The sequence below is a fragment of the Methanobacterium sp. genome, assembly GCF_016217785.1.
Taxonomy (GTDB): Archaea; Methanobacteriota; Methanobacteria; order Methanobacteriales; family Methanobacteriaceae; genus Methanobacterium.
Map to the genome: position 1 here is coordinate 53076 of NZ_JACRGA010000005.1, position 20078 is coordinate 73153.

18 protein-coding genes are annotated in these 20078 nt (G+C 38.6%); 7 read left to right on the top strand and 11 right to left on the bottom strand.

The window, feature by feature from the left end; translation table 11 throughout:
- Window positions 1–63 precede the first annotated feature (63 nt).
- Complete coding sequence (locus HY987_RS01665) at window positions 64–879, top strand: AIM24 family protein (RefSeq protein WP_292754900.1); 816 nt, start codon at window positions 64–66, stop codon at window positions 877–879.
- 165 nt (window positions 880–1044) lie between these two features.
- Here the strand turns inward: HY987_RS01665 and HY987_RS01670 are convergent, their stop codons facing one another.
- Complete coding sequence (locus HY987_RS01670) at window positions 1045–2697, bottom strand: GAF domain-containing protein (RefSeq protein ID WP_292754903.1); 1653 nt, start codon at window positions 2695–2697, stop codon at window positions 1045–1047.
- Window positions 2698–3045: 348 nt separating this feature from the next.
- Here HY987_RS01670 and HY987_RS01675 point away from each other — a divergent pair, with 348 nt between their 5' ends.
- The 6 genes from HY987_RS01675 to HY987_RS01700 all read left to right on the top strand — a co-directional run bounded on the left by HY987_RS01675 (window position 3046) and on the right by HY987_RS01700 (window position 7885).
- Window positions 3046–3726, top strand: a complete 681-nt coding sequence (locus HY987_RS01675; RefSeq protein WP_292754907.1) for a DUF169 domain-containing protein — start codon at window positions 3046–3048, stop codon at window positions 3724–3726.
- Window positions 3727–3805: 79 nt separating this feature from the next.
- Entirely contained in the window at window positions 3806–4639 is an 834-nt protein-coding gene (locus HY987_RS01680) for a DsrE family protein (RefSeq protein WP_292754910.1), read from the top strand.
- A gap of 117 nt (window positions 4640–4756) precedes the next feature.
- On the top strand, window positions 4757–5083 hold the full coding sequence (locus tag HY987_RS01685) for a DUF5400 domain-containing protein (RefSeq protein ID WP_292754913.1): 327 nt from the start codon (window positions 4757–4759) through the stop codon (window positions 5081–5083).
- 254 nt (window positions 5084–5337) lie between these two features.
- Window positions 5338–6606: a histidine kinase dimerization/phosphoacceptor domain -containing protein gene (locus tag HY987_RS01690; RefSeq protein ID WP_292754915.1), complete on the top strand. Its 1269-nt coding sequence runs from the start codon at window positions 5338–5340 to the stop codon at window positions 6604–6606.
- A 144-nt stretch (window positions 6607–6750) separates the two neighbouring features.
- Window positions 6751–7020, top strand: coding sequence for an ATP cone domain-containing protein (locus tag HY987_RS01695; RefSeq protein WP_292755751.1), 270 nt, complete (start codon window positions 6751–6753; stop codon window positions 7018–7020).
- Between the two features lie 100 nt (window positions 7021–7120).
- Window positions 7121–7885, top strand: coding sequence for a nitroreductase family protein (locus HY987_RS01700; RefSeq protein WP_292754918.1), 765 nt, complete (start codon window positions 7121–7123; stop codon window positions 7883–7885).
- A 211-nt stretch (window positions 7886–8096) separates the two neighbouring features.
- On the opposite strand, the gene HY987_RS01705 is transcribed toward HY987_RS01700, so the two are convergent.
- From HY987_RS01705 to eif1A, 10 genes are all read right to left on the bottom strand, one after another.
- Window positions 8097–8987 carry a patatin-like phospholipase family protein gene (locus HY987_RS01705; protein WP_292754921.1) on the bottom strand — a complete coding sequence of 297 codons (891 nt, stop codon included), beginning with the start codon at window positions 8985–8987 and terminating at the stop codon, window positions 8097–8099.
- Between the two features lie 164 nt (window positions 8988–9151).
- Window positions 9152–10300 (bottom strand): O-phospho-L-seryl-tRNA:Cys-tRNA synthase, encoded by a 1149-nt coding sequence (gene pscS, locus HY987_RS01710; RefSeq protein ID WP_292754923.1) that lies wholly within the window; start codon window positions 10298–10300, stop codon window positions 9152–9154.
- 245 nt (window positions 10301–10545) lie between these two features.
- Window positions 10546–12276 carry a glycosyltransferase family 39 protein gene (locus HY987_RS01715; protein ID WP_292754925.1) on the bottom strand — a complete coding sequence of 577 codons (1731 nt, stop codon included), beginning with the start codon at window positions 12274–12276 and terminating at the stop codon, window positions 10546–10548.
- 134 nt (window positions 12277–12410) lie between these two features.
- Window positions 12411–13055 carry a PHP domain-containing protein gene (locus tag HY987_RS01720; protein ID WP_292754928.1) on the bottom strand — a complete coding sequence of 215 codons (645 nt, stop codon included), beginning with the start codon at window positions 13053–13055 and terminating at the stop codon, window positions 12411–12413.
- Window positions 13056–13231: 176 nt separating this feature from the next.
- Window positions 13232–14245, bottom strand: a complete 1014-nt coding sequence (locus HY987_RS01725) for a phosphorylating glyceraldehyde-3-phosphate dehydrogenase (protein WP_292754931.1) — start codon at window positions 14243–14245, stop codon at window positions 13232–13234.
- Window positions 14246–14497: 252 nt separating this feature from the next.
- On the bottom strand, window positions 14498–15553 hold the full coding sequence (locus tag HY987_RS01730) for a DNA topoisomerase IV subunit A (protein WP_292754934.1): 1056 nt from the start codon (window positions 15551–15553) through the stop codon (window positions 14498–14500).
- Entirely contained in the window at window positions 15546–17111 is a 1566-nt protein-coding gene (gene top6B / locus HY987_RS01735) for a DNA topoisomerase VI subunit B (protein ID WP_292754937.1), read from the bottom strand. The genes HY987_RS01730 and top6B overlap by 8 nt, the downstream gene beginning before the upstream one ends.
- 123 nt (window positions 17112–17234) lie before the next feature.
- Complete coding sequence (locus tag HY987_RS01740; protein ID WP_292754940.1) at window positions 17235–17810, bottom strand: KH domain-containing protein; 576 nt, start codon at window positions 17808–17810, stop codon at window positions 17235–17237.
- A gap of 59 nt (window positions 17811–17869) precedes the next feature.
- Window positions 17870–18640, bottom strand: coding sequence for a serine protein kinase RIO (locus HY987_RS01745; RefSeq protein ID WP_292754943.1), 771 nt, complete (start codon window positions 18638–18640; stop codon window positions 17870–17872).
- A 235-nt stretch (window positions 18641–18875) separates the two neighbouring features.
- Window positions 18876–19187, bottom strand: coding sequence for a translation initiation factor eIF-1A (gene eif1A / locus HY987_RS01750; protein WP_292754945.1), 312 nt, complete (start codon window positions 19185–19187; stop codon window positions 18876–18878).
- Window positions 19188–20078: the final 891 nt, after the last annotated feature.

The window sequence follows — 20078 nt, forward strand, 5'->3', positions numbered from 1 at the left end:
CTATACTATATTAAGGACTTACTCTAAGTGACAATTGATTGAATTATTATTAGAGGTGTGAAAATGTTTTGTCCTAACTGCGGAACTGAAGTTAATGGAAAATTTTGCCCAAATTGCGGTGAATCAATGGAAACAGCCATAGACGAACCTGTTCAAAGCCCTGAAATACAACCATCAGCAACCGCTGCACCAGTTGCTGGTTCTTCCAGCAAATATTCGGTTAATGATTTCATCAACAAAACCATGGAAAAAAGTGGTTCTGGTGAAACATTCGAGATTGAAAACAACTACTTGCTGAACATAAACCTCAATGGCCAGGCATGGTCTAAAAAAGGGGCAATGGTTGCCTATACCGGTGATGTGAAGTTCAAAAGAGAGGGAACCTTCGAACATGGAATAGACAGATTCGTTAAAAAAGCAGTGACCGGAGAATCAAGCACCCTAATGAAAATGAAAGGCCAGGGAAAAGTTTACCTGGCAGATCAGGGAAAAGAAATCGTTGTTTTGAACCTCCAAAACGAAAGGATTTTCGTTAATGGGAATGATCTACTGGCCTTTGAGGAGCAGATTGAATGGGACATAACCATGATGAGTTCTGGTGTGGGAATGTCTGCCGGTGGCCTGTTCCACGTGAAACTGGAAGGAACCGGTATGGTGGCCATAACCACTCATTTCACACCCATCACCCTGGTGGTAACTCCAGATCAACCAGTATACACTGATCCCAATGCAACAGTGGCCTGGTCAGGCGGTTTAAGCCCCTCTATTAAAGCAGATGTGGACTTTAAAACCCTTCTGGGAAAAGATAGTGGTGAAACATTCCAGTTAAAATTCCAGGGCCAGGGATTCGTAATTGTACAGCCATTCGAAGAGTTTTAAGTGAGAGTTTTAATTAAAACTCTTTTTAACATAAACTCTTTTTAATAATAAGCTCTCTTTTTTTATAATAAACTCTTTTTTTAACAAATAACTCTTTTATTAATTATTTTATCCCAATAAAATTCATCCAGGATATTATTAATCAAAGTCAGCCCACCATTTAAATCAGTCATTCCTCTGTTTAAGTTGTATGGCCAACCTTGACCTTTCAAGAGCCAAACCAAGCTGTAATCCAATGGAGCTAAGATTTTCAAGGCTGGTTTGATTATAGGTCTTCACATTTCTACTTCCCATATTAAGAAGTCCGATTATCTTTTCCCCACTTTTTATGGGAAGTATGAGGAGAGTTTCTAACCCGTTCTTTTTTATGGCTGGATCTATCAGGTCATAATCGGCAGATTCTGAGGTAATGTAGACTAAACTTTGATTTTCCAGTGTTTTCCTGAAAAGATCCTTGAAAATCCCGGCTATGCACATGTTTCTCAGGTTTTCAGGTAAGTTCTTATGGACCTTTAAAGCCAGTTCCTCCTTATCATCAGTAAGATAAATGCAGCCCATTTCAAAACCTAGGGCATCTATGGTGCTGGTCACTGATTTTCCCAAAATCTCATCCTCCACTGAAGTGGAGTTAAGTACGGATGAAACATTATTCATGGCCACCAGAGTGTTAATGTATTCATTTTTTTCATGGGTCAACCTTTTTATCTTGAAAAACCCGGACAATTCATCTGCAACCATCTCCACATTCTCAATATTAACTGAATTCACGGATTCGGACTGGGTTAACAGTACTAGGGCACCAATGGCATGATCTGCACTGATAATTGGAACGGAGAGCATCATGGATAACGAACTATTTTTTAGGTGAGATTGAATGGTTTCAAAGTGAAAATCACCATTTGCTGCAGATAAGGTCTCCAAAGAATCCATACTCTTCGTTATGAATCCTTCCAGATCCACCAGTATCTGGGTGCTGTTTTTAAGTGCGGGAATATGGTACTGGAGATGCAGTTTCCCCCCATTTTTAAGGAATATTCCACAGTATTTATTGGGAATTAGGCTGTTAATGCCATGAACCACTTCTTTAAGGGTTTGTTCGCCGCTTTCTCTGGAACTGGTGGAACGAGCAACGGATAAGAGAATTTCTAATTCGCGTTTGGTGCGTTTTGATTGGGAAAGATCATCTCCAATGATTGTAGTTCCAGTAATTTCCTTATTTTCCCCTATTATGGGGTGCATGGAAATTTTGTATGGTCTATATACCTTTGATTTTTCCATAAAATCGATTTCAATAGTGGAGGTATGACCTGCCTTCAAGGAGCTAATGGCCTCATCCATTATAATCATTTCCTGTGGATTAACCAGTTCTCGCAGGTTATTTTTTCCCTTAAAAAAAGTCTCAAAGGTGTCATTGGTTGCTATGATGTCCTGATAATTGTTTAAGGTAAACACTAAAGTGTCAGGATTGTCAATAGATCTTTTAAGACCTGATTCTTTATAGATCAAGTTATGCAGCTGAGATGCAACACTCGCGAGTGCATCGATGCTTCCATCGGTATCTTCTGGTCTTATTATGGGTTCCGTGCTAATAGCTGTATTAGGAAATTCACTCAAACTCCATAATTTGCTCCTACCAACAAAACGGTAGTTGATAATTCCTTTAGCATTCAGGATTTCCAGATACTTTAACACTGTGGCCCGGCTCCTGCTGGTGCCCCGGGTTATCTTATCCAGCATGCACTCCTCTGGAGGATGGGAACTGATGTAGGATATGATCAATCTTTCGGTATCGGTTAGGTTTTTACCATGTTCAGTCATGATTTTTTTCTCCCCTCCTTTTTATACTATATAGTATAATGATCAGTTAATATATAAGTTTATAAATTATTCAAAAATAACGTATTACTCATATCTTAAAAGGTTATTATGGTCTATTATTCCTTTGTAAATGTGTTAATTTTTCTATTTTTGGTTGGATGACTCTAATGAAGATTATTTTTATTTCGTAGTGATTGGTAAGTATTGTTGTTGTTTTAGGCATGATTTTGGGTTTACAATATTTTCATTTTGTCCTCTAGTCTGTGTTCTCATTCGGAAGGTTTATATAATGTAAGTTATACTATACCTTATAGTTATACTATAAAGTATAGTTTTGGAGATAAAAAAATGTACTATGAAACTGAAACAAAAGAACTGATTCAATTACTGGGACTTAAAGGAAGCCCAGTAGCTGTTAAAATGGTTAAAACTCAGGATGATATTCCCGAAGGTTATGAAAAGATTCCTGAAACCAAAAGACACTGTGAATTCATCCAGAACGCCCGACTCAAAGGTGATACAGGATATGCCACAGCTCTAGAACACATGTGCAAAGGAGGAGCTGGAGTTATGGGAATTGGTCAGTTACCTCCCAGTGTTGCTGACGGCACTATGTACCACAAATTAGGAAACTTCAAAACACCGGAGGGGGCTCTGGATACAGTTGAAGCCATACCTAAATCAAGCGAAGAATACTACGCTTCATTGTACGCGCCACTGGAAACAGCAAACTTTGAACCAGATGTTGTGGTACTGATACTCAACCCAAAACAGGCATTACGAGTCAGTCAAGCATATCTTAACGCCAAAGGGGGTCGAATATCCAATGACTACTCTGGAATACAATCACTATGTGCTGATGCTGTGGTTGCAGTCAAAGAGCGCGGAGTGCCCAACATGACACTGGGATGTAATGGATCACGAGGATACGCTGGTGTCAGCGAGGAAGAAGTGATTATTGGAATCCCCCCAAAAAACCTCAAAGACATAATAGGAGCTCTAAAAACCTTCCAGGAAAAATGGGGATGAACATAACATCTCCATAAATCTTAAAATCATCAATATTGGAATTAACGAGAGCATTAAACTTATTAATGGGTGTAAAAGCATGAAAACAATCAAAGCCCTGGGAATAAAAGCCCCAAACGCAGCAATACTGGTAGAAAACATCTTAAAACAGGATTCTACAAGTGGAATTATAATAACACTCAGCCCGGGTTCAGAAGAAGGTCTGGAAAATATTGCTACCAAGTACGGGCTTGGAATAGAAGTGGAAAACAAAAAAGAGGAAGTAGTAGTAAGGATGGTCAGAAATTCTAGGGAAATGGAAGAACTGGATGTTACAGGCCAAACATGTCCCGGACCAATCATCATTGCCAGTGACAAACTGGGTTCTATGGAGAACGGAGACCGGGTTAAAATAAAAAACAACAACCTGGAAACCATTGAAGACATAGCCATAGCCATGCCTGAAATGGGTGGAAAAGTGTTGGATCAGGGTACTGATGGCGAAAACCATTACCTCGTAATAGAAAAAGTGGACAAAAAAGACTCAAAAGAGACTAAAAGTTCAGTTAACCGTGATAAAGTACTGGTGGTTCAAAGTAACGGAATTGGCAATGCGGAACGTGCTTATGCCACCTTCATATTTGCCAAAGCCGCTTTGAGCATGGGTAAAAAGGTCAGCATATTCTTACTTATGGATGGAGTAAGCATGGCCCGTAAAGGCAACGCAGCTACCGTAAAACATCCTGCCTTTGACCGATTGGACTATGTGATGAGGGAAGCAGTTGATGGTGGTGCAACCATCTACGTGTGTGAGTTAAGTGCTAATTTCAGGGGAATCAAACAGAAAGACCTGGAAGATGGTTGTAAACTGGCAGGAGCATCAACTTACGTTACATTGCTTTCAGATCCCACCTACGCTGTGGTTAACTTTTAAATTATAGAAAATTAATCTGACGCTTTGTTCAAAGATATACTTTCAAGATGAAATGAATGAAGATATTATTCGAGATTTTACTAATTTGATGAATTGAAATTTTTAAAGGTGAAAAAAATGCAGGTTACCTATCCCGTAATTATTCTAGCCATACTGGCAAGTGGACTTGTAAGTGGATTTATAACATTCCGGATGCATGGAATGCGACTGGCACCCCATTTCGTGGTAATGATCTTGGCTCTGGTGGCTACAATAATAAATATCATCAGTGGAAATTATTACATGCTCTACGGTGCTGTCTTGCTACAGATTCTGACTACCATAACCGCTTTTACCCAGACATGGACCACATTAAAGTATAACTTTCAAACTGCACCGGCATACGCCCCGCACTTGACTTTAATGACCATGTTACCCGTACTTGCGGTGGCATCATTGATTTGATTCTTTTTTTTATTATTATTTTTTATTGGATCTCATAGTCTAAAATCATTTCATGATAAATTTACATTCTAAAATCCATTTTACATGATTACCTGAATTTATTTTACATCAAATTCAGCCTTATCCAGATATTATACTGATCAATGACAATTAACTCTTAACGGATTAGGTGTACCAACATCTTAAGTTTAGAATTGCTTTGATCTTAAGAAAAATTATAATTAGTATTAAAACTTATATTTACTGGGGGGAACATGAAAAAATCCCAAAATCAAATTAAACCACGTTTTAATGCCTTTAGGATATCCCTAATTTATTTCATTGTTAGCATAATCTGGATTGTTGCTTCTGATCAAATCCTGGTCATGAATATGGCCAACAATCAACTATTTACAACCATAGCCATCTTCAAGGGAAGTTTATTCGTTATTGGTACTTCTATTTTAATATATTTCCTGGTGTACAGAAATTTAGTTTCCATTAAACGTTCTGAAGAAGATCTAACAGAAAGTGAAAAGAAGTTCAGGGAAATATTCAACAAAGCAAATGATATGATCTCGGTAAATAGGGTGGATGCAGATGGATTTCCTGGAAAATTCTTGGAAATTAATGAAGTGGCCAGCAAGAGGCTGGGATATGAAAAGGAAGAGTTACTGAATATGAGTCCTTCAGACATAGTTTCCCATGATAGAATGCATGAAATCCCAGAAAACGCTGCGAAACTTCTTGAAAAAGGACACAATACCTATGAGATTGTGCAAGTGGCCAAAGATGGAAAAGAAATACAAGTTGAGGTGAACAGCCACCTCATTGATTACGAGGGGAAAGAAGTATGTTTAGCAGTTTCTCGTGATATAACCGATCGTAAGAAAGCTGAAGAGAAATTAAAATCATCTTTAGAAGAAAAAAATGTGCTACTGCGAGAAATTCATCATCGAGTTAACAATAACCTGCAGATTATAACCAGTTTGTTTAATCTCCAGTCCAATTATGTTGATGAAAGTTCTAAGGACATTTTAATGGTCAGTCAGAGTAGAGTTAAGTCCATGGCAATGATTCATGAGAAACTCTACCAATCACCAGACATGACCCATATAAACATCAAAGATTACATCGAAAGTTTCGTCTCTGATTTATTCTATTTATATGATGTGAAAAAAGGAACTATTGAACCGCAAATAACTGTTGATAACATTAAAATGGGAATTGATACAGCAATACCATTAGGATTAATCATTAACGAGCTCGTAACCAACTCACTAAAACATGCCTTCCCTGAGGGAAAGGAAGGAGCGTGGATCCAGATTAATCTTAAAAAAGAAGGTGATTTGTTCACCCTGAAAATAGATGATAATGGTGTGGGAATACCTGAAGTGCGAAAAATTGAAAGTACAAAAAGCCTGGGCTTGCAACTTGTATCGAATCTTGTAAACCAGTTGGATGGAACAATGATGATAACTGGGAAAGATGGGACCGAAGTTAAAATTCTATTTGAAGAATTAAAGTATAAACAAAGAATGTGAAATATATTATCAGTATCCCAAAATTATTAAAAAATACAGACTAAAATAATATTAACACTATTAATATTAACAATTTAATCAAACAATATTAACTGAATAAATTACAGATATTTTAACGAAATAGGGGTGTTGTAGTTGACCAAAGTGATAAAAAAGAAAGGCACAATTGAATCGTTTAATCCCAATAAAATTAAAGGTTCAATCCAAAAAGCAACTATAGATGCAGGATACAGTCTGGATGAGAAAAAGGATATTATAAACCAAGTATTCACTAATATCAATAAAAAGATCGATGAGGAGAAGGAAATTAAAAGTGAAACCATAAAGATGTGTCTTTTAACAGAATTAGATAAATGCGAGCCATACATTGCTAAATCATGGCGTAGATTTGATGACAAATATAAATCAAGATAAAATATACACCAAATGTAAATATTTTAATTTTTTTTTTAAGCCTTTCAATCCTTCATTTAGGGATAAATCTTTGAAGATATAAATTTTGGAGATATAAAATATGGCAATGGCTGATCTTTACCCCCAAATATTCAAGAGAAAATCCATTAGAAATTATGATCTTACCCCCTTGGAGGATGGTGTTCTTGAAAATATTATCGAAGAGATTAACAATTTAGAACCATTGTATGCTGATATTAAAGTAGATTTTAAGATCATATCCCAAAATGATGTTAATCCACGAATGATGAAAAAGGCACCCCACTATATTGCAGTTTTCTCAGAAAATAAAGAGGGTTATAAGACCAACGTGGGGTTCATGCTTCAGCAGATGGACATATTCTTTTCTGCCAATGGCTTGGGCAGTTGCTGGCAGGGAATCCCCAAAACGAAGAAAAATGTTTTGGAAAGTTCAAATCTTGAATTCGTCATTTTAATGGCATTTGGAAAGGCAAACATACCATTACACCGAACCAGTACTTTAGAATTCAAGCGAAAACCTCTCCCCCAAATAACGGATATTAGAAATAAAGGATCTGTGGGGGCATTGTTGGAAGCGGCTCGTCTAGCACCCTCTGCAACTAACAGCCAGCCCTGGTTTTTTAAAGGCAATAATCATGTAATTCATGCTTATGTAGTTAAACCAAACATTTTTAGGGCTATTATGTTAAAAAAATATATCATGATTGATATGGGTATTGTAATTTACCATCTGAAGCTAGCATCAGAGCATTTCGGGAAAACAAGCCAGATTATTTTTGATGAAACTGCTGATGAAAACTCGCCCCACGGATATGAATATGTGGCCAGTTTGAAAATCGAGTAAACAGTTTGAAATCGAGTAAAAAATTGAGTAATTATTATTCTTGAGTAATTATTAGTCGTCGAACCATTATATTCAAGAAAAACCCTTTATATTCAATAAAAATAATAATATAAAAAAATAACTAAAAAAATTTCTTTTTTATCCTGTATGGGTGGATTATAATATTATTATAAGATTCACGCCAGTAAATGACCCCTAAGTTGGTTAAACTTTAGGAAATTTCCCAGAAAAGTTTAACTTCCCCGGCTATTTTTTGACCCTGCTTGCGTCCTGCTTGAGCAGATACACCACGGAAATTGGCATCAAGTGGGTTAGGTCCTTTAGCTTGCAGTGACTCTTCATCAGGGGTGATGACCATAACTTGGGAACCGGATGTTTCTAGCTGGGCAAGTTCCTCTTCAAAGGTGATACGGTGCATGGTGGGACCCATTGCCGGTGCAATCATGTTGGGTTCGGCAACAATTATAAAGACCTGATCATAACCACGGGCAACATCGGCATTGGTCCCGGAACTCATACCCCCATCAATATATCTGCGGCCATTGATTGTGGTGGGTGGATAGACACCTGGAACAGCTGAACTGGCAGATACAGCAAGTAAAAGCGGAACATTTGAGTCCTGGTCAAATTTAACCCATTCACCAGTCTCAGCATCAACTGCATTGATTATCAGTTTTCTCTCCTGATTCCATTCATGAACTGGCAAACGTGATGCCATTATTTTCAATCTCTCATCCTCTTCCATGGTTGGTGCGGCAAGTGCTGCTTCTCCAATAAGTGCCCTTGCTGTTTGTGAATCCGGGGAGCTCATAATGGCTGCAGCCATCATCTGGCGGAATTTATGCCCTTCAAAATCCACCTGTTTTTCCACGGTTTCATTCACTGGTTTCAACTGGAGGTTGTAAAGTTCTTCCAGGCTGAGGCCACTGGTGATCTGAGCCCCTACACTGGAACCCGCAGATGTTCCTACAATAAGCTCCGCGTGGGTTACATCAACTCCACTTTCTTCAAGTCCGAAAAGGACACCTAATTCCCATGCTGTCCCTGTGATTCCGCCTCCACTTAAAACCAGTGCTTTTGATGGTTTATCCTTTTTAGCCATTATTATTACCTCCTCTAACTAACTGATAACATTTTTACAGAAATTTCAACTGGAAATATGTACTAAATTTTACCATTATTTCAAATATTCCCATTTACTTGAACTTTTTGATGTTAATCACATTATTTTAAAGACAGGCATATGAATTAAGGGTATTTAATGGTTTAATCGGCTATTTCCCGGTATTTGGCAGCAATTTCGCCAAAAGAATTTGCTATGTAGTGCACCTGTTCCTGACTGTAACCGTAGGTACTGCATTTGAACCACTGGGTCTGTCCCCTTTTGATTCCCACAATATTCCTCTTTTTAAGCTCCTCATAGAGATAAAAACCTTTACGCGGATGTTTACTGGCAATACTATGGAAAAATGGGGTTTCAAACCGCACCAGATCATGTTCTGTGGGACGCACACCAATCTGTCGTACTCCACTTATTTTTTCCATTTCAGAAACGAAATAACGGGTTTTTTCCACTTCAACGTCCCATTGGTTAACCCGGTCAATTATGTGGGGTAAAGATGCCATTAAAGTTGCGATGGGGGCTCCACGGCTGGTGCATCCCATCATCTCCAGTTCCTTCACCTGATGCCGGTTTGATCTTTTTAAGACCAGATCTGCCCATTCCTCCTGAACTCCCAGGATACCTATGGGTCCTGAGGCGGCCATGCTTTTATGGCCACTTCCCACCACAAAATCCACATTCCACTTCTTGGCGTCTATGGGCATTCTTCCCATGGAGTAGGCACAGTTTAAGAGGAATGGGATACCTGCGTCATGGGCTATTTTACCAATAGCCCTGGCATCAGTCACATTACCGTAATCTCCATCCACATGGGTTAAAAGAACCAGACTAACATCTTCCCCCATGTCATTGACTTCATCAAGGGTTTCCTGATATCCTTCCGCATCAATACGATATTCAGGATCATCGCTGCTGGGAACTTCCACAATGTTAAGTCCGTTACGTTCTGCTGCCAGGTGACTGGTGTAATGGGCATTACCGTCCATCAATACGGTATCACCGGGTCGGCAAAGAGCGTGCATAACTGCAAATTTACCTTCCCTTGCACCATGAACAGTCCGTGCATGATCGGCACCAATAAAACTGGCCATATCCTCCAGAAAACTGTTTATGGATGGTTTTGATATCTGATCCAGACGACCGGCACAGTAATCACAGACACTGTATCCATCGGAAAATTCGTATAAAGCTTGGCGTGATTCGGGGGGAAGCACCCCTCCACGTTGAAGGGGATTAAGATTGAGGTTTTCTCTTTCTGTTTGGCGATTAAGGGAGTAATCCTGACATTTCATATAAATTCACCAGGTATAGGTTAATATTTAGTTGAAATTAGCCTATCTTGAATATCTAATTGTTAATCCAATTTTTTACTTAAAACTATTTCACATTCCATTCTCTCTTTTGGTTCTCATATATTTTCTCCAGGGTTAATGAATGATTCTTCAGAATATATAATGAATGAAGATAAAAAAATATGGGGCTATTTATATAGGTCTAGTCTTGTAGGTCTAGTTTCGTAGGCCTATTCTCTTCCAATTTAGGAGGTGCTGGTTTTGAATATGAATCCACCCGTGTTTAGATCTATTTTTTTATCTTTAACATCTGAATAGTAAACATTCAAACCATTAGGCAATTGGATAGTTTTAATTTCTATTTGGGATTGTAATTCCTGGAAAAATTGGGATCTGTCATCCATTATCCACACTATCTTTTCGGTGGATGAGTTTATGGGGATTTCCAGTACACTGGACTGGGAACTGGTGGAGGTATGGTTTTTCCCATAGGAATAGGAAACCTGATTATTCAGTTTGTTACTTTTAAGCTGGGAGTTATCAGAATCAAAAAGATAGTAAACATCGTATTCTGGAAGCTGGTACATGGCTTTTCTCCAACTGAAGCCCTGATCCTCCCGGATGATATCCCGTATAATAATCTGCGTGTTATTGGGGTTCAAATTGGATAAGTTCCCAATGATTTCCAGATGCCAATCCATGTTCCGGTCGTTAATCACAATTTTTTCATTGTTATACATGAAAAACATGTCCACTCCTAAAATAATCTTTTCTGTGGAGTTCATGTTGCTTATCTGGGTTTCCCATGTGCTTTCTTCATTTAAATTGTAAGGATAAAGGAAATAGAAACTGTTCAATACTATGTATATTATTAGTATGGCACTGCAGACGGATTTTGATGAAATATTAAATTTAAGGCCGATGTCTCTGGAAAAATTTATGAATACGTATCCCAGGATTAAAGTAAGTGCTGGAAGGAATGTTAGAGTGTAACCTGGTTTGGATAATGGTATGAAAACTAGAAAAAGGAATGAAGGCAGTATCCACAGGCTCATGAAAATGAATTTCGGATTTTTAAGTATTTTGCTGTTTAAAATTGTTTTCCTTCTGGTAAAGACAAACAGCAATATCAGGATTCCACCTATAAACCCCAGTCCTATCATCAGCCATGAAGCCAGCATTCCATCCATCAGCAGATGATTGGATGGTAAGGCTCCGAATATCACTGAACTGGTTTTGAAAGAGGCTGAAAAATGCCCTCCAGCGCTAAGGTAACTTTCCAGGCCTCCTGTCAGGATAATGCTTGGCACAAGCCAGAGAAGGATGGATGCAGCCAGAACCCCAAAAGCAGTGATCATCCTTTTCATCATCTGTTTGTAGTCCCGTTCAGGGTAAAACAGGCAAAACAACCATAATGGGAACATGAAAGGGATGAGATCCTGACGGAATCCGCCGGCCAGGCCCAGGGCAAGTGAGGAAAGATAGAAAAATATCTTTCTACCTTTAAATGCCTGGTACGATGTGTAGGCTATTAAAATAGCTAAAAATGCTTCACTAGGGTATATGGTTGCGATTTCCCCGTAAAACCAAAATATGGGGCTGAATATGAGTAGAATCGCCCCGGTTATTGCAATGTTTCTTGAGAATAACTGTTTACCCAGATAATATAATAAAATAACAGTTAGGGCACTGAACAGTATGCTCATGAATATTAGGGTGGTATTGGCATCGTGGATGATCTGATTTAAGACTTTTCCCAGTCCCACGAAGAGAATGTATCCTGGTGGTTGTGGTTGGTGCAGAAGTATATCATATTTATCCAGTGCAAGGGCAAAGTTTACAGAGTCCCATTCATAAAGGAATTTACTGGTGAAGGGTAGGCGAGTAATGAGTACTAAAAGGATTAATAACAGTGATACGACCATATCACCCCTGGAGTTGTCCTTAGTAATTAAAGATTTAATCTTTTCCTGCATTCAAACTCCCATAAATGTATTTTATTGATACTGAATATTATTGATATGAATGTAAATCAACAATTTATTTTTTTTACTCTTATGAAGAATTAAATTATTTGATCCCATTATAATTTATAATTTAATTATCTATTTCATTTACCCCAACCAGAGGTTCGCCATGTTTTAACCATTTTGGTCAGTACCAGGTTTACTATGGAAGTTTTTTCTCCAAAAACATTTAGATCTCCCTTGATAAGAGCATCTCTAATATTATCCTGTGGGGTGATAATACCCGCTTTTCCAACTTCCCGTGCGAAATGTGCGTCGCTACCTGCAGCCATGCTTAGACCATTTTCCCCGGCAAATTGAGCGGCTTTATCATTGTATTTCTGACGTAAACAACGGGAGTTGAAGGTCTCCACACAATCTATTAACTTGATATCTCCTTTTTCAGGATAAATACCAGTTCTCCTCACATCATCAAAGGGATGGGGAAGAACAACTATCCCATCCTGTTCTTTGACTTCCTCAACCACTTCCTGGAACGTGGTGGATTTAATTTCACTGGAGATGAATAGGCCGATAACTTCCCCTCTTTCTGTACTTATTTCCGATCCACATATAACCTTGAAATCCTGAGTTTCATATTTTTTTACCTTTAAATATCCCCTAATAGTGTCATGGTCAGTGATGGCAATTCCAGAGAGACCTTTTTTTTTAGCAGCCTTAACTATATTCTCAGGCTCTAAAACTCCGTCAGAAGAGTATTTTGTGTGGGTGTGGAGGTCGTATTTCATTTTTATTCAAATTCACTGCAGTTTAATACATAAATTGAACAAATTTTGATATTGATATCTTGTTTTGTTTATGGATAAACTGATAGATAAAGTGAATTTAGAAACAAAACTGATAAAAAATAATAAATTTGCATTAACGATTAAAAAGAGAAATAAAGAAGGTAATAATGGGTTTATCACATTATTCCCATATTTTTATTGGTTTTCTCAATGGATTTAGCTGGATCTTCTTCCATTTCCAGCATGGCACGGATACAGTCCACGTTTTCCGGAACAACATCAGATTCCTGGTGTATGGCCTGCATGTAGAACAGTTCACCATCTTTAACGTTCAGGGATTCTTTCCAAACTGCTATTTCATTTAGATCGCTTCTAGGTCTGCCTAAGTCTCGTGCGCATTCCATTATTTCTGCAGTTGAACCCAGTCCTTTATTTGCTTCCACTAAGAGAACTCTGGGGGTTGCTTCCAGGGTGTCGATGACATCATCCAGTGAGGGTGTGTTTTCCAGTTCCACCATGAGGTTGTGCTGGTGCATGAGTGTGGTTGGTACTAAGAGGGCCATGGTGGTAATGTCCAGGTCGTACATCACAGTCTGCACATCAGGGCCGTGGTGACTGGGTACCGTGGGTGGATTGGGGACAATGGCGTTTATAGGGCCAGATTTAATCTGTCCAGGGTCAGCTCCCCGGCGGACCATGACTGCCCTAACCTTTTTAATACCACAAAGATCATCTATTGGTTTTAAGGTACGGCAGAGTCCTGTGGTGTTGCAGCTGACCACCCTTACGTAGTCTGCACCCCAGTTATCTTTATAGTTGGCAAATGAGTTGAAAGACTTCCCGATTTGTTCGTGTTTTTCCCCGCCCTGGAATATTCCTTTAATCCCTTTTTCAGCATAGACTTCTTTGTTTTTAGCACCAATTCCTCCGGGTGTGCAGTCTACCATAACATCCACTTTATCGTAAAGATCATCAATGGTGCCAGTTACTTTTATTCCTGCATCTATGAATAAGTCTTCTCGCTCCGGTGCACTGATGTAGAGTGGGAATCCCTTCTCCACTGCCATCTGGGCTTCGAAGTTTGGAGTTCTTTTTGTTACTCCCACGATCTGCATGTCGTCCTGGCAGGCGACTGCATCTGCTACTCTTTTTCCAATAGTCCCGTATCCGTTTATCCCTACGTTTTTCATAATAAAATCCCCGTTATGATATTTATTAACAATTATGTATCTTTTTTAGAATATTATAAATTTTATGATTTAATTTTCAAAAAAAATACGCACAATCGAACTCTTTTATTCTTTAAATTAGTTAATATTCTTTTTTATTGTGAAACATTTTCTAAAATTAATCAACATACTAAAAAACAGAATAAATATTTGAAAAAATGGGAAAAAAATAATATTAGCCTTTTTTATTAAAGGCTGTTTGGTTTTGGTAGTTTATTCCATTGAATCGAGTTTTTCAGGTAAGTAAGTGTCAACCACGTACTCCAGTCCATACTTAGAGAAGGACTGCTGTTCTGCTTTTTTCCCGATCTTGAGCATCTTCTTGATCTCAACTTGCCAGTGTTCATCCTTGTAACGGGGGTCTTTGGAGAGTTCTTTAAGCCTTAAAACATCAATATCTTTAAGGGGGTCTGTGGGAAGGTCGTAGTTGATGATGTCTGAGGCGGTAACACCCAGGAACCTGGCATCAGGTGTTGCCAGCTGGTGGTTCACGTGGGCCAGTTTGGCACTTCCGCTGATGATAACCATGGCGATGTGAAATCCCCATGGGTCTCCGTCGTTCATGATATAAACTGGCAAGTCAAGTTCCTCATTAACCCTTTTAAGGAAACGGCGAGTTGCACGGGCAGCTTGACCCTTCAAACCAACAATTAATGTGTCGAATTTTTTGTAAGCTTCTTCTTGAACCATACGGTGGAACATACCCATGGTTTCCACGGCAATAACTCGTTTCACGTCATGTTCCAGGAACTTAACATCATCAATGGTAGGAGATATAGTGTAACCAGATTTACCAGATCTCAGGGCGTTGATCTCCACATCATCTTCTTGCATAGTGATTTTGCCGTATACTGATGCTCCGTCTTCTTCAGGCATTAAGCCCAGGTCTTCACGGGTCATTCCCAGGGTAACTTCCAGATCCTCTCCAACGATGTTGGACTCCTGCTGGTCTCCGAAATCTACGTCCCATCCTTCAGAAACGTAGTACATCTCCCTTAAAGTGGCGGTCTTGTTACGGCGGACCAGGTCCTTGCAGAAGTTGGCAACGTAAACCATCTGGGCTATTTTACTGATCTGTTTAACATTACCCAGGGATCGTTTCCCATAGCGATCTCCCAGTACGTAGTAACGTTTTTCAGTATCGTAGACTATGTTGGATGTTCCTCGTGATGGAACTTTAATTGCTGGGACATTGTTCTGGTGAACATCTTCCAGTATTATATCGCCCAGGCTTTTGAGTTTGTTAACGGCAATATCTTTCTTATTCATCTTGAACCACGCCTTCGTAGTTGGATCTGCGTGTAACTTTAGCTAGTACTACATCATATTCCGGAACATCTTTCTCGGCAAGCACTGCTGCCTCACGGATTATAACTGGAACCAGGCTTTCAAAGATCTTTGAACGCATTTCTTCTTCTTTAGCGGCTTTTTTAGCACGTATGTACTTTTGCATGCTCCTGGCAATTTTCATGGTGGCCTGTCTGACCTCATGGAGAATGTCTGGCTCTGGAGCCACACTCTGCTTACCTGTGGATAGGTATGGTACGTTGGTGGATACAATATTCACAAAAACAGTTATGGGTGCGTTGTCCAGGTCCCTTATACCGTAACGTTTCCAGTCCACACTTTTAAGTGCTTCAGTGATGGCACAGCTTCCCTGGTCAAAGGCAAGGGGAACTCGGTTAGCAAAACGCATGATCTCCGCCTTTCTCTGCTCACCAACCATTCTTCCGGAATCTCCACCATAGGAAATACCTGCTTCTATGATGAATGAAACTCCTCCACGGAATGTTTTTGGTTTTCGGGTGGTGGTGGCTACGAATTCAGGATTTAAAATCTCTCTAATTCCCTTTTCTATCTGCTCCTTACCTATGGGTATGAGACCTGAGGTGGGGGGTGCCATGAAATCCATCTTGGCGAAAGTTTCCACGATCTGTTCTGCTTCCTCCCATTTCATGTCCTTGGGACGTTTGTTAAGGTCAATACCAGTGATCCCCTGGATCTCGTTCACCCGTTTGGTGGACATCCTGGATAAATTACTGGTTAAAAGACTTCTAAAACGGCGTTTATCGGTGTGTTTGGCCATGAATATCAGATCATCAGCAGTAACTCCTTTTGGATGGGGAAGTACTTCCTTAGGTAAAGGTGGGATGATGTCTGCGGCCCGATTGAAGATGTATTTATGTCCAGTGGGGTCTCGGAAGGTGATCTTGGTATGTGGGTTGGCGATCATGGTCCGGCGGATGTACTCGTAGGCGCCCTGTTCTGAGAGGGAATATGAAACATCTTTAAAGTGGAGTTCAATTGAAACCCCGGTAGATTGCACTTCCACATCTTTCCTTTCTAAGACCAGGCCTTTGTTAGTTTTTACATCCATCTTAAAGGTCATCTCAACTCCTTTAAGCCGGTCACCCTCTTGATAGCCAGATATAACTTTGGCTGGTTTTCCAGTGGTCATCTGTGATAGTAAGACACAACCACTGCACCCTAATCCCTGCTGACCACGAGACTGGATGTTCCTGAACTTGGAACCGGCGAACATGGTACTGAATACCTTTGTAATGAATGGTTCGGGGATTCCAGGCCCATTATCAGTGTGTCTAAGTATGTAATGATCTTTATCTAAACGTTTGAGGTCTATTTTTATTTCAGGGAGTATTCCTGCCTCTTCTGCAGCATCCAGGCTGTTGGTGATCAGCTCGTGGAATACCATGGTCAGGGACCGGATTTTACCGGAAAAACCCAGCATCTGTTTGTTTCTTCTGAAAAATTCAGATGCGGTGAGTTCTTTAAATTCCTCAAATAGTTCAGCTGCTTCTCGCTCCAAACTATGCCTCCTTTAACTATTTTAATATTCCATCCATTTAATGGATTTTTATTTATTCTTCAATTAGTTTAAAATTATTCAATCAATCACAATTTAATTAGTTTTTGATTTTAAATAAGTGAATTAATCTTTGAGTATATAAGATGGTCCCATCTTTATTTCTCTTAGTTTCATTTCCTGTTTTTTACGTTCCAGGAATGAGTAAACTGTTTTGTGCCTAGCACCATCTAAAATCATCTCCACAGCCTCCTTGGCAATTTGTAGATGTTCCATTTCTCCAATGATGGACACAGTTTTACCATAGATTGACACGTAAGTACCTGTCATTTCTGTGATGATGTCTCTGGTTTTACCATCTTTACCAATAATACGTCCTTTCTGTCTTAAAACAGCCTTTTTAGACTTTCCCACGTAATCTGGCAAGTTGATGATCTCCAGCATCACATCATCATCAGTTAGTTTAAGGGCTATCTCCGGGTTAAAACCTCTACCTATGGCTTTAACCATATAACGAGCTTTCCAAACTGCTAAAGGATCTTCAGCATCCTCTTGGGGGGATATAGCTATGCTTCCGGCTTCGCTGTCTACATCAATACATGTTTCGGTGGTTTTTTCAATGATCTCTTTGGTTTTTCCGTGTGGTCCGATAAGTACTCCCACTCTTTCCTTGGGGATCTTCAGATATTCTGTATTGGGCAAAATTTCACCTCTAGTTCTAAATGATATTACGTTATCCTTTAAGATATACTTTTCTATCCTCATAAATCCATAATCTTTCTTTTAATCTCATCATGGGATATTTCAATACCCATTTTTTTAAAATCTTTACTTAAGTTCTCTATATCCCGGTTTAGAAGCTCCTCTGATATGGGATGATCAACTACTAAACCTTGGGACAAGTCAATTATAACTGGCTCATCCTCCTGCATGAGAATGTTAAAACCAGATAGGTCTCCATGAACCAGTTCTGCATCATTATAAAGCTTTTTAACATAATCTATTATTTTGTCAGAGACGTATTTTGGGTTAGAAATTTTTGACTGCCTCATAAGACGGGCTGGGCTTCCATCATCGTCTCCAATGAATTCCATGACCAGCACGTTATTTTTAGCTACAATTGGTTGGGGTACGCGCACTCCTACTTCACATGCCCGGTTAAGGTTCTTGAATTCCTTTAAAACCCAGTTATTTATTAACTGACGTTTGTTATTGCTCCTAACATTGAAACGTGGGTCTCCCTGGATGTAATATTGCATTTTCTTAAAATCAGATGTGGTGACCCGATAGATCTTAACTGCAACAATTTTACCATCCTCATCCGCTCCTTTGAAGACATTAGCCTCTTTCCCAGTGCTTATAGCTCCATTTAAAAGGTGAATATAACCTTGATTAGCCAGCTTGTACAGAGTTTTCAGGGTAATTCTATCAAAGACTTCACTACCCACCCTCCTATCTTCCACGCTTTTAAGACGCTTTACTTCCCGCATCTTCTGCAGACTAATATCTGATTTGGTTTCTTGGGATTCCATATGATGCACATCAGTTATTTTCCTTGGAAATGGGTAGAATTATCCAATTTACCCATTAAAATTAGCTCATAAGTAAGGAATAAAAATGTGTGAAATATGATCTTAACTTAAAAATTAAGCCAGAAATCCATTTCACCAGTGTATCCCAAAAAATGTAATTCGAAATATTATTTAAATTGGAATTCTTTGATGGAAAAATGAGGATGCGCTCATTACCGGGTAATGAACATTTGTTTTATAGTTTGAGAAATCCGCGACGTTCTAAGTAGTTGGATTCAGTTCGGGTATATCTCCAGATAACATCTGCTTTTTCATCAGTCTGGAAGGCCCATGGCTTGATTAGGACGACGTCACCTTCTCGAATCCAGATTCTTTTCTTCATCTTTCCAGGGATACGGCAAAGCCTTATTTTACCATCGGCACATCGTACCTTAAGTTTACCATGTCCCATGATCTGTTCCACCACTCCTGGTATTTCTCCCCTTCTAGGGGACCTGACCCTTCTTACTTCATGTGTTTGCGGACCGCGACTATTTCCTCTGCTCAAATACTCTCCTCCTTTTATTAAAATGATGACATAGATAAAAGATCAATAGATCATCAGTTATATTGTAAGATAGCTGTACCACTTATTCATTGGATATCTAACTAACTATTACCAATGACATTACCATTTGATCATTTAACATTAACCTTCTTTTTTATATTAGTGTTTTGATGTATATAAAAAAGCGCATTTATGCTTTTTTTAAAGTGAATGTGAAATATAGAAATATAATATATAAATATTCACCAATAAAAAAAACATAAACCATAAACTACTTTAAATAAGTAAGAAATTCAATTAAAGTTATCTTTTTAAAAAACATTGACAACTTATATATAAGTTATATACTAGAATATAAAAAAATATTAGTGATCTTGTATTCTAAATCATTGGAGAATAATAATTTTTCACTAGGTTTATAGACTAAAAAAAGAATATTAGCTGAAAGGGAATTAGCTGGCCAATTCTGTTTGAGAAATGAATTATATGGGTTGGATTATTAAGTCAGCTTACACTAAGTTAAATTATATTAAGTTTTTCTTAGTAAAATCTTTCAATACAATACATGTTAATAAAATATAAGAGTTGAGAAAATGGCAAAAGTGAAAGGAACTAAAAAAAGAACTAGAGCAAAACATGCAAAACTAGGAAGCAAAAGAGGAAGAGGAGTTAAACGCTAATTTGTGATTATAAGTCCGTTAGAGTAATTTCAGATAAACTTGCCCACAGGCACGGTTTTTGAAGACAAATTTATTAATTACTCTAAATTTCCTTTATATTACAGAATCTTTTTATAACAGAATCTTTTTATATTACAGAATCGATCATATTTTTACTTATTCTACCTTTAAAGAGTTAAAATCCTAATTTTTAGAATGAATACTCATCAAA

What these genes read in the sequence shown, in the direction of transcription:
- HY987_RS01665 (WP_292754900.1), top strand. Translation starts at nt 64, where the DNA reads ATGTTTTGTCCTAACTGCGGAACTGAAGTTAATGGAAAATTTTGCCCA.
- HY987_RS01670 (WP_292754903.1), bottom strand. Translation starts at nt 2,697, where the DNA reads ATGACTGAACATGGTAAAAACCTAACCGATACCGAAAGATTGATCATA.
- HY987_RS01675 (WP_292754907.1), top strand. Translation starts at nt 3,046, where the DNA reads ATGTACTATGAAACTGAAACAAAAGAACTGATTCAATTACTGGGACTT.
- HY987_RS01680 (WP_292754910.1), top strand. Translation starts at nt 3,806, where the DNA reads ATGAAAACAATCAAAGCCCTGGGAATAAAAGCCCCAAACGCAGCAATA.
- HY987_RS01685 (WP_292754913.1), top strand. Translation starts at nt 4,757, where the DNA reads ATGCAGGTTACCTATCCCGTAATTATTCTAGCCATACTGGCAAGTGGA.
- HY987_RS01690 (WP_292754915.1), top strand. Translation starts at nt 5,338, where the DNA reads ATGAAAAAATCCCAAAATCAAATTAAACCACGTTTTAATGCCTTTAGG.
- HY987_RS01700 (WP_292754918.1), top strand. Translation starts at nt 7,121, where the DNA reads ATGGCAATGGCTGATCTTTACCCCCAAATATTCAAGAGAAAATCCATT.
- HY987_RS01705 (WP_292754921.1), bottom strand. Translation starts at nt 8,987, where the DNA reads ATGGCTAAAAAGGATAAACCATCAAAAGCACTGGTTTTAAGTGGAGGC.
- pscS (WP_292754923.1), bottom strand. Translation starts at nt 10,300, where the DNA reads ATGAAATGTCAGGATTACTCCCTTAATCGCCAAACAGAAAGAGAAAAC.
- HY987_RS01715 (WP_292754925.1), bottom strand. Translation starts at nt 12,276, where the DNA reads ATGCAGGAAAAGATTAAATCTTTAATTACTAAGGACAACTCCAGGGGT.
- HY987_RS01720 (WP_292754928.1), bottom strand. Translation starts at nt 13,055, where the DNA reads ATGAAATACGACCTCCACACCCACACAAAATACTCTTCTGACGGAGTT.
- HY987_RS01725 (WP_292754931.1), bottom strand. Translation starts at nt 14,245, where the DNA reads ATGAAAAACGTAGGGATAAACGGATACGGGACTATTGGAAAAAGAGTA.
- HY987_RS01730 (WP_292754934.1), bottom strand. Translation starts at nt 15,553, where the DNA reads ATGAATAAGAAAGATATTGCCGTTAACAAACTCAAAAGCCTGGGCGAT.
- HY987_RS01745 (WP_292754943.1), bottom strand. Translation starts at nt 18,640, where the DNA reads ATGGAATCCCAAGAAACCAAATCAGATATTAGTCTGCAGAAGATGCGG.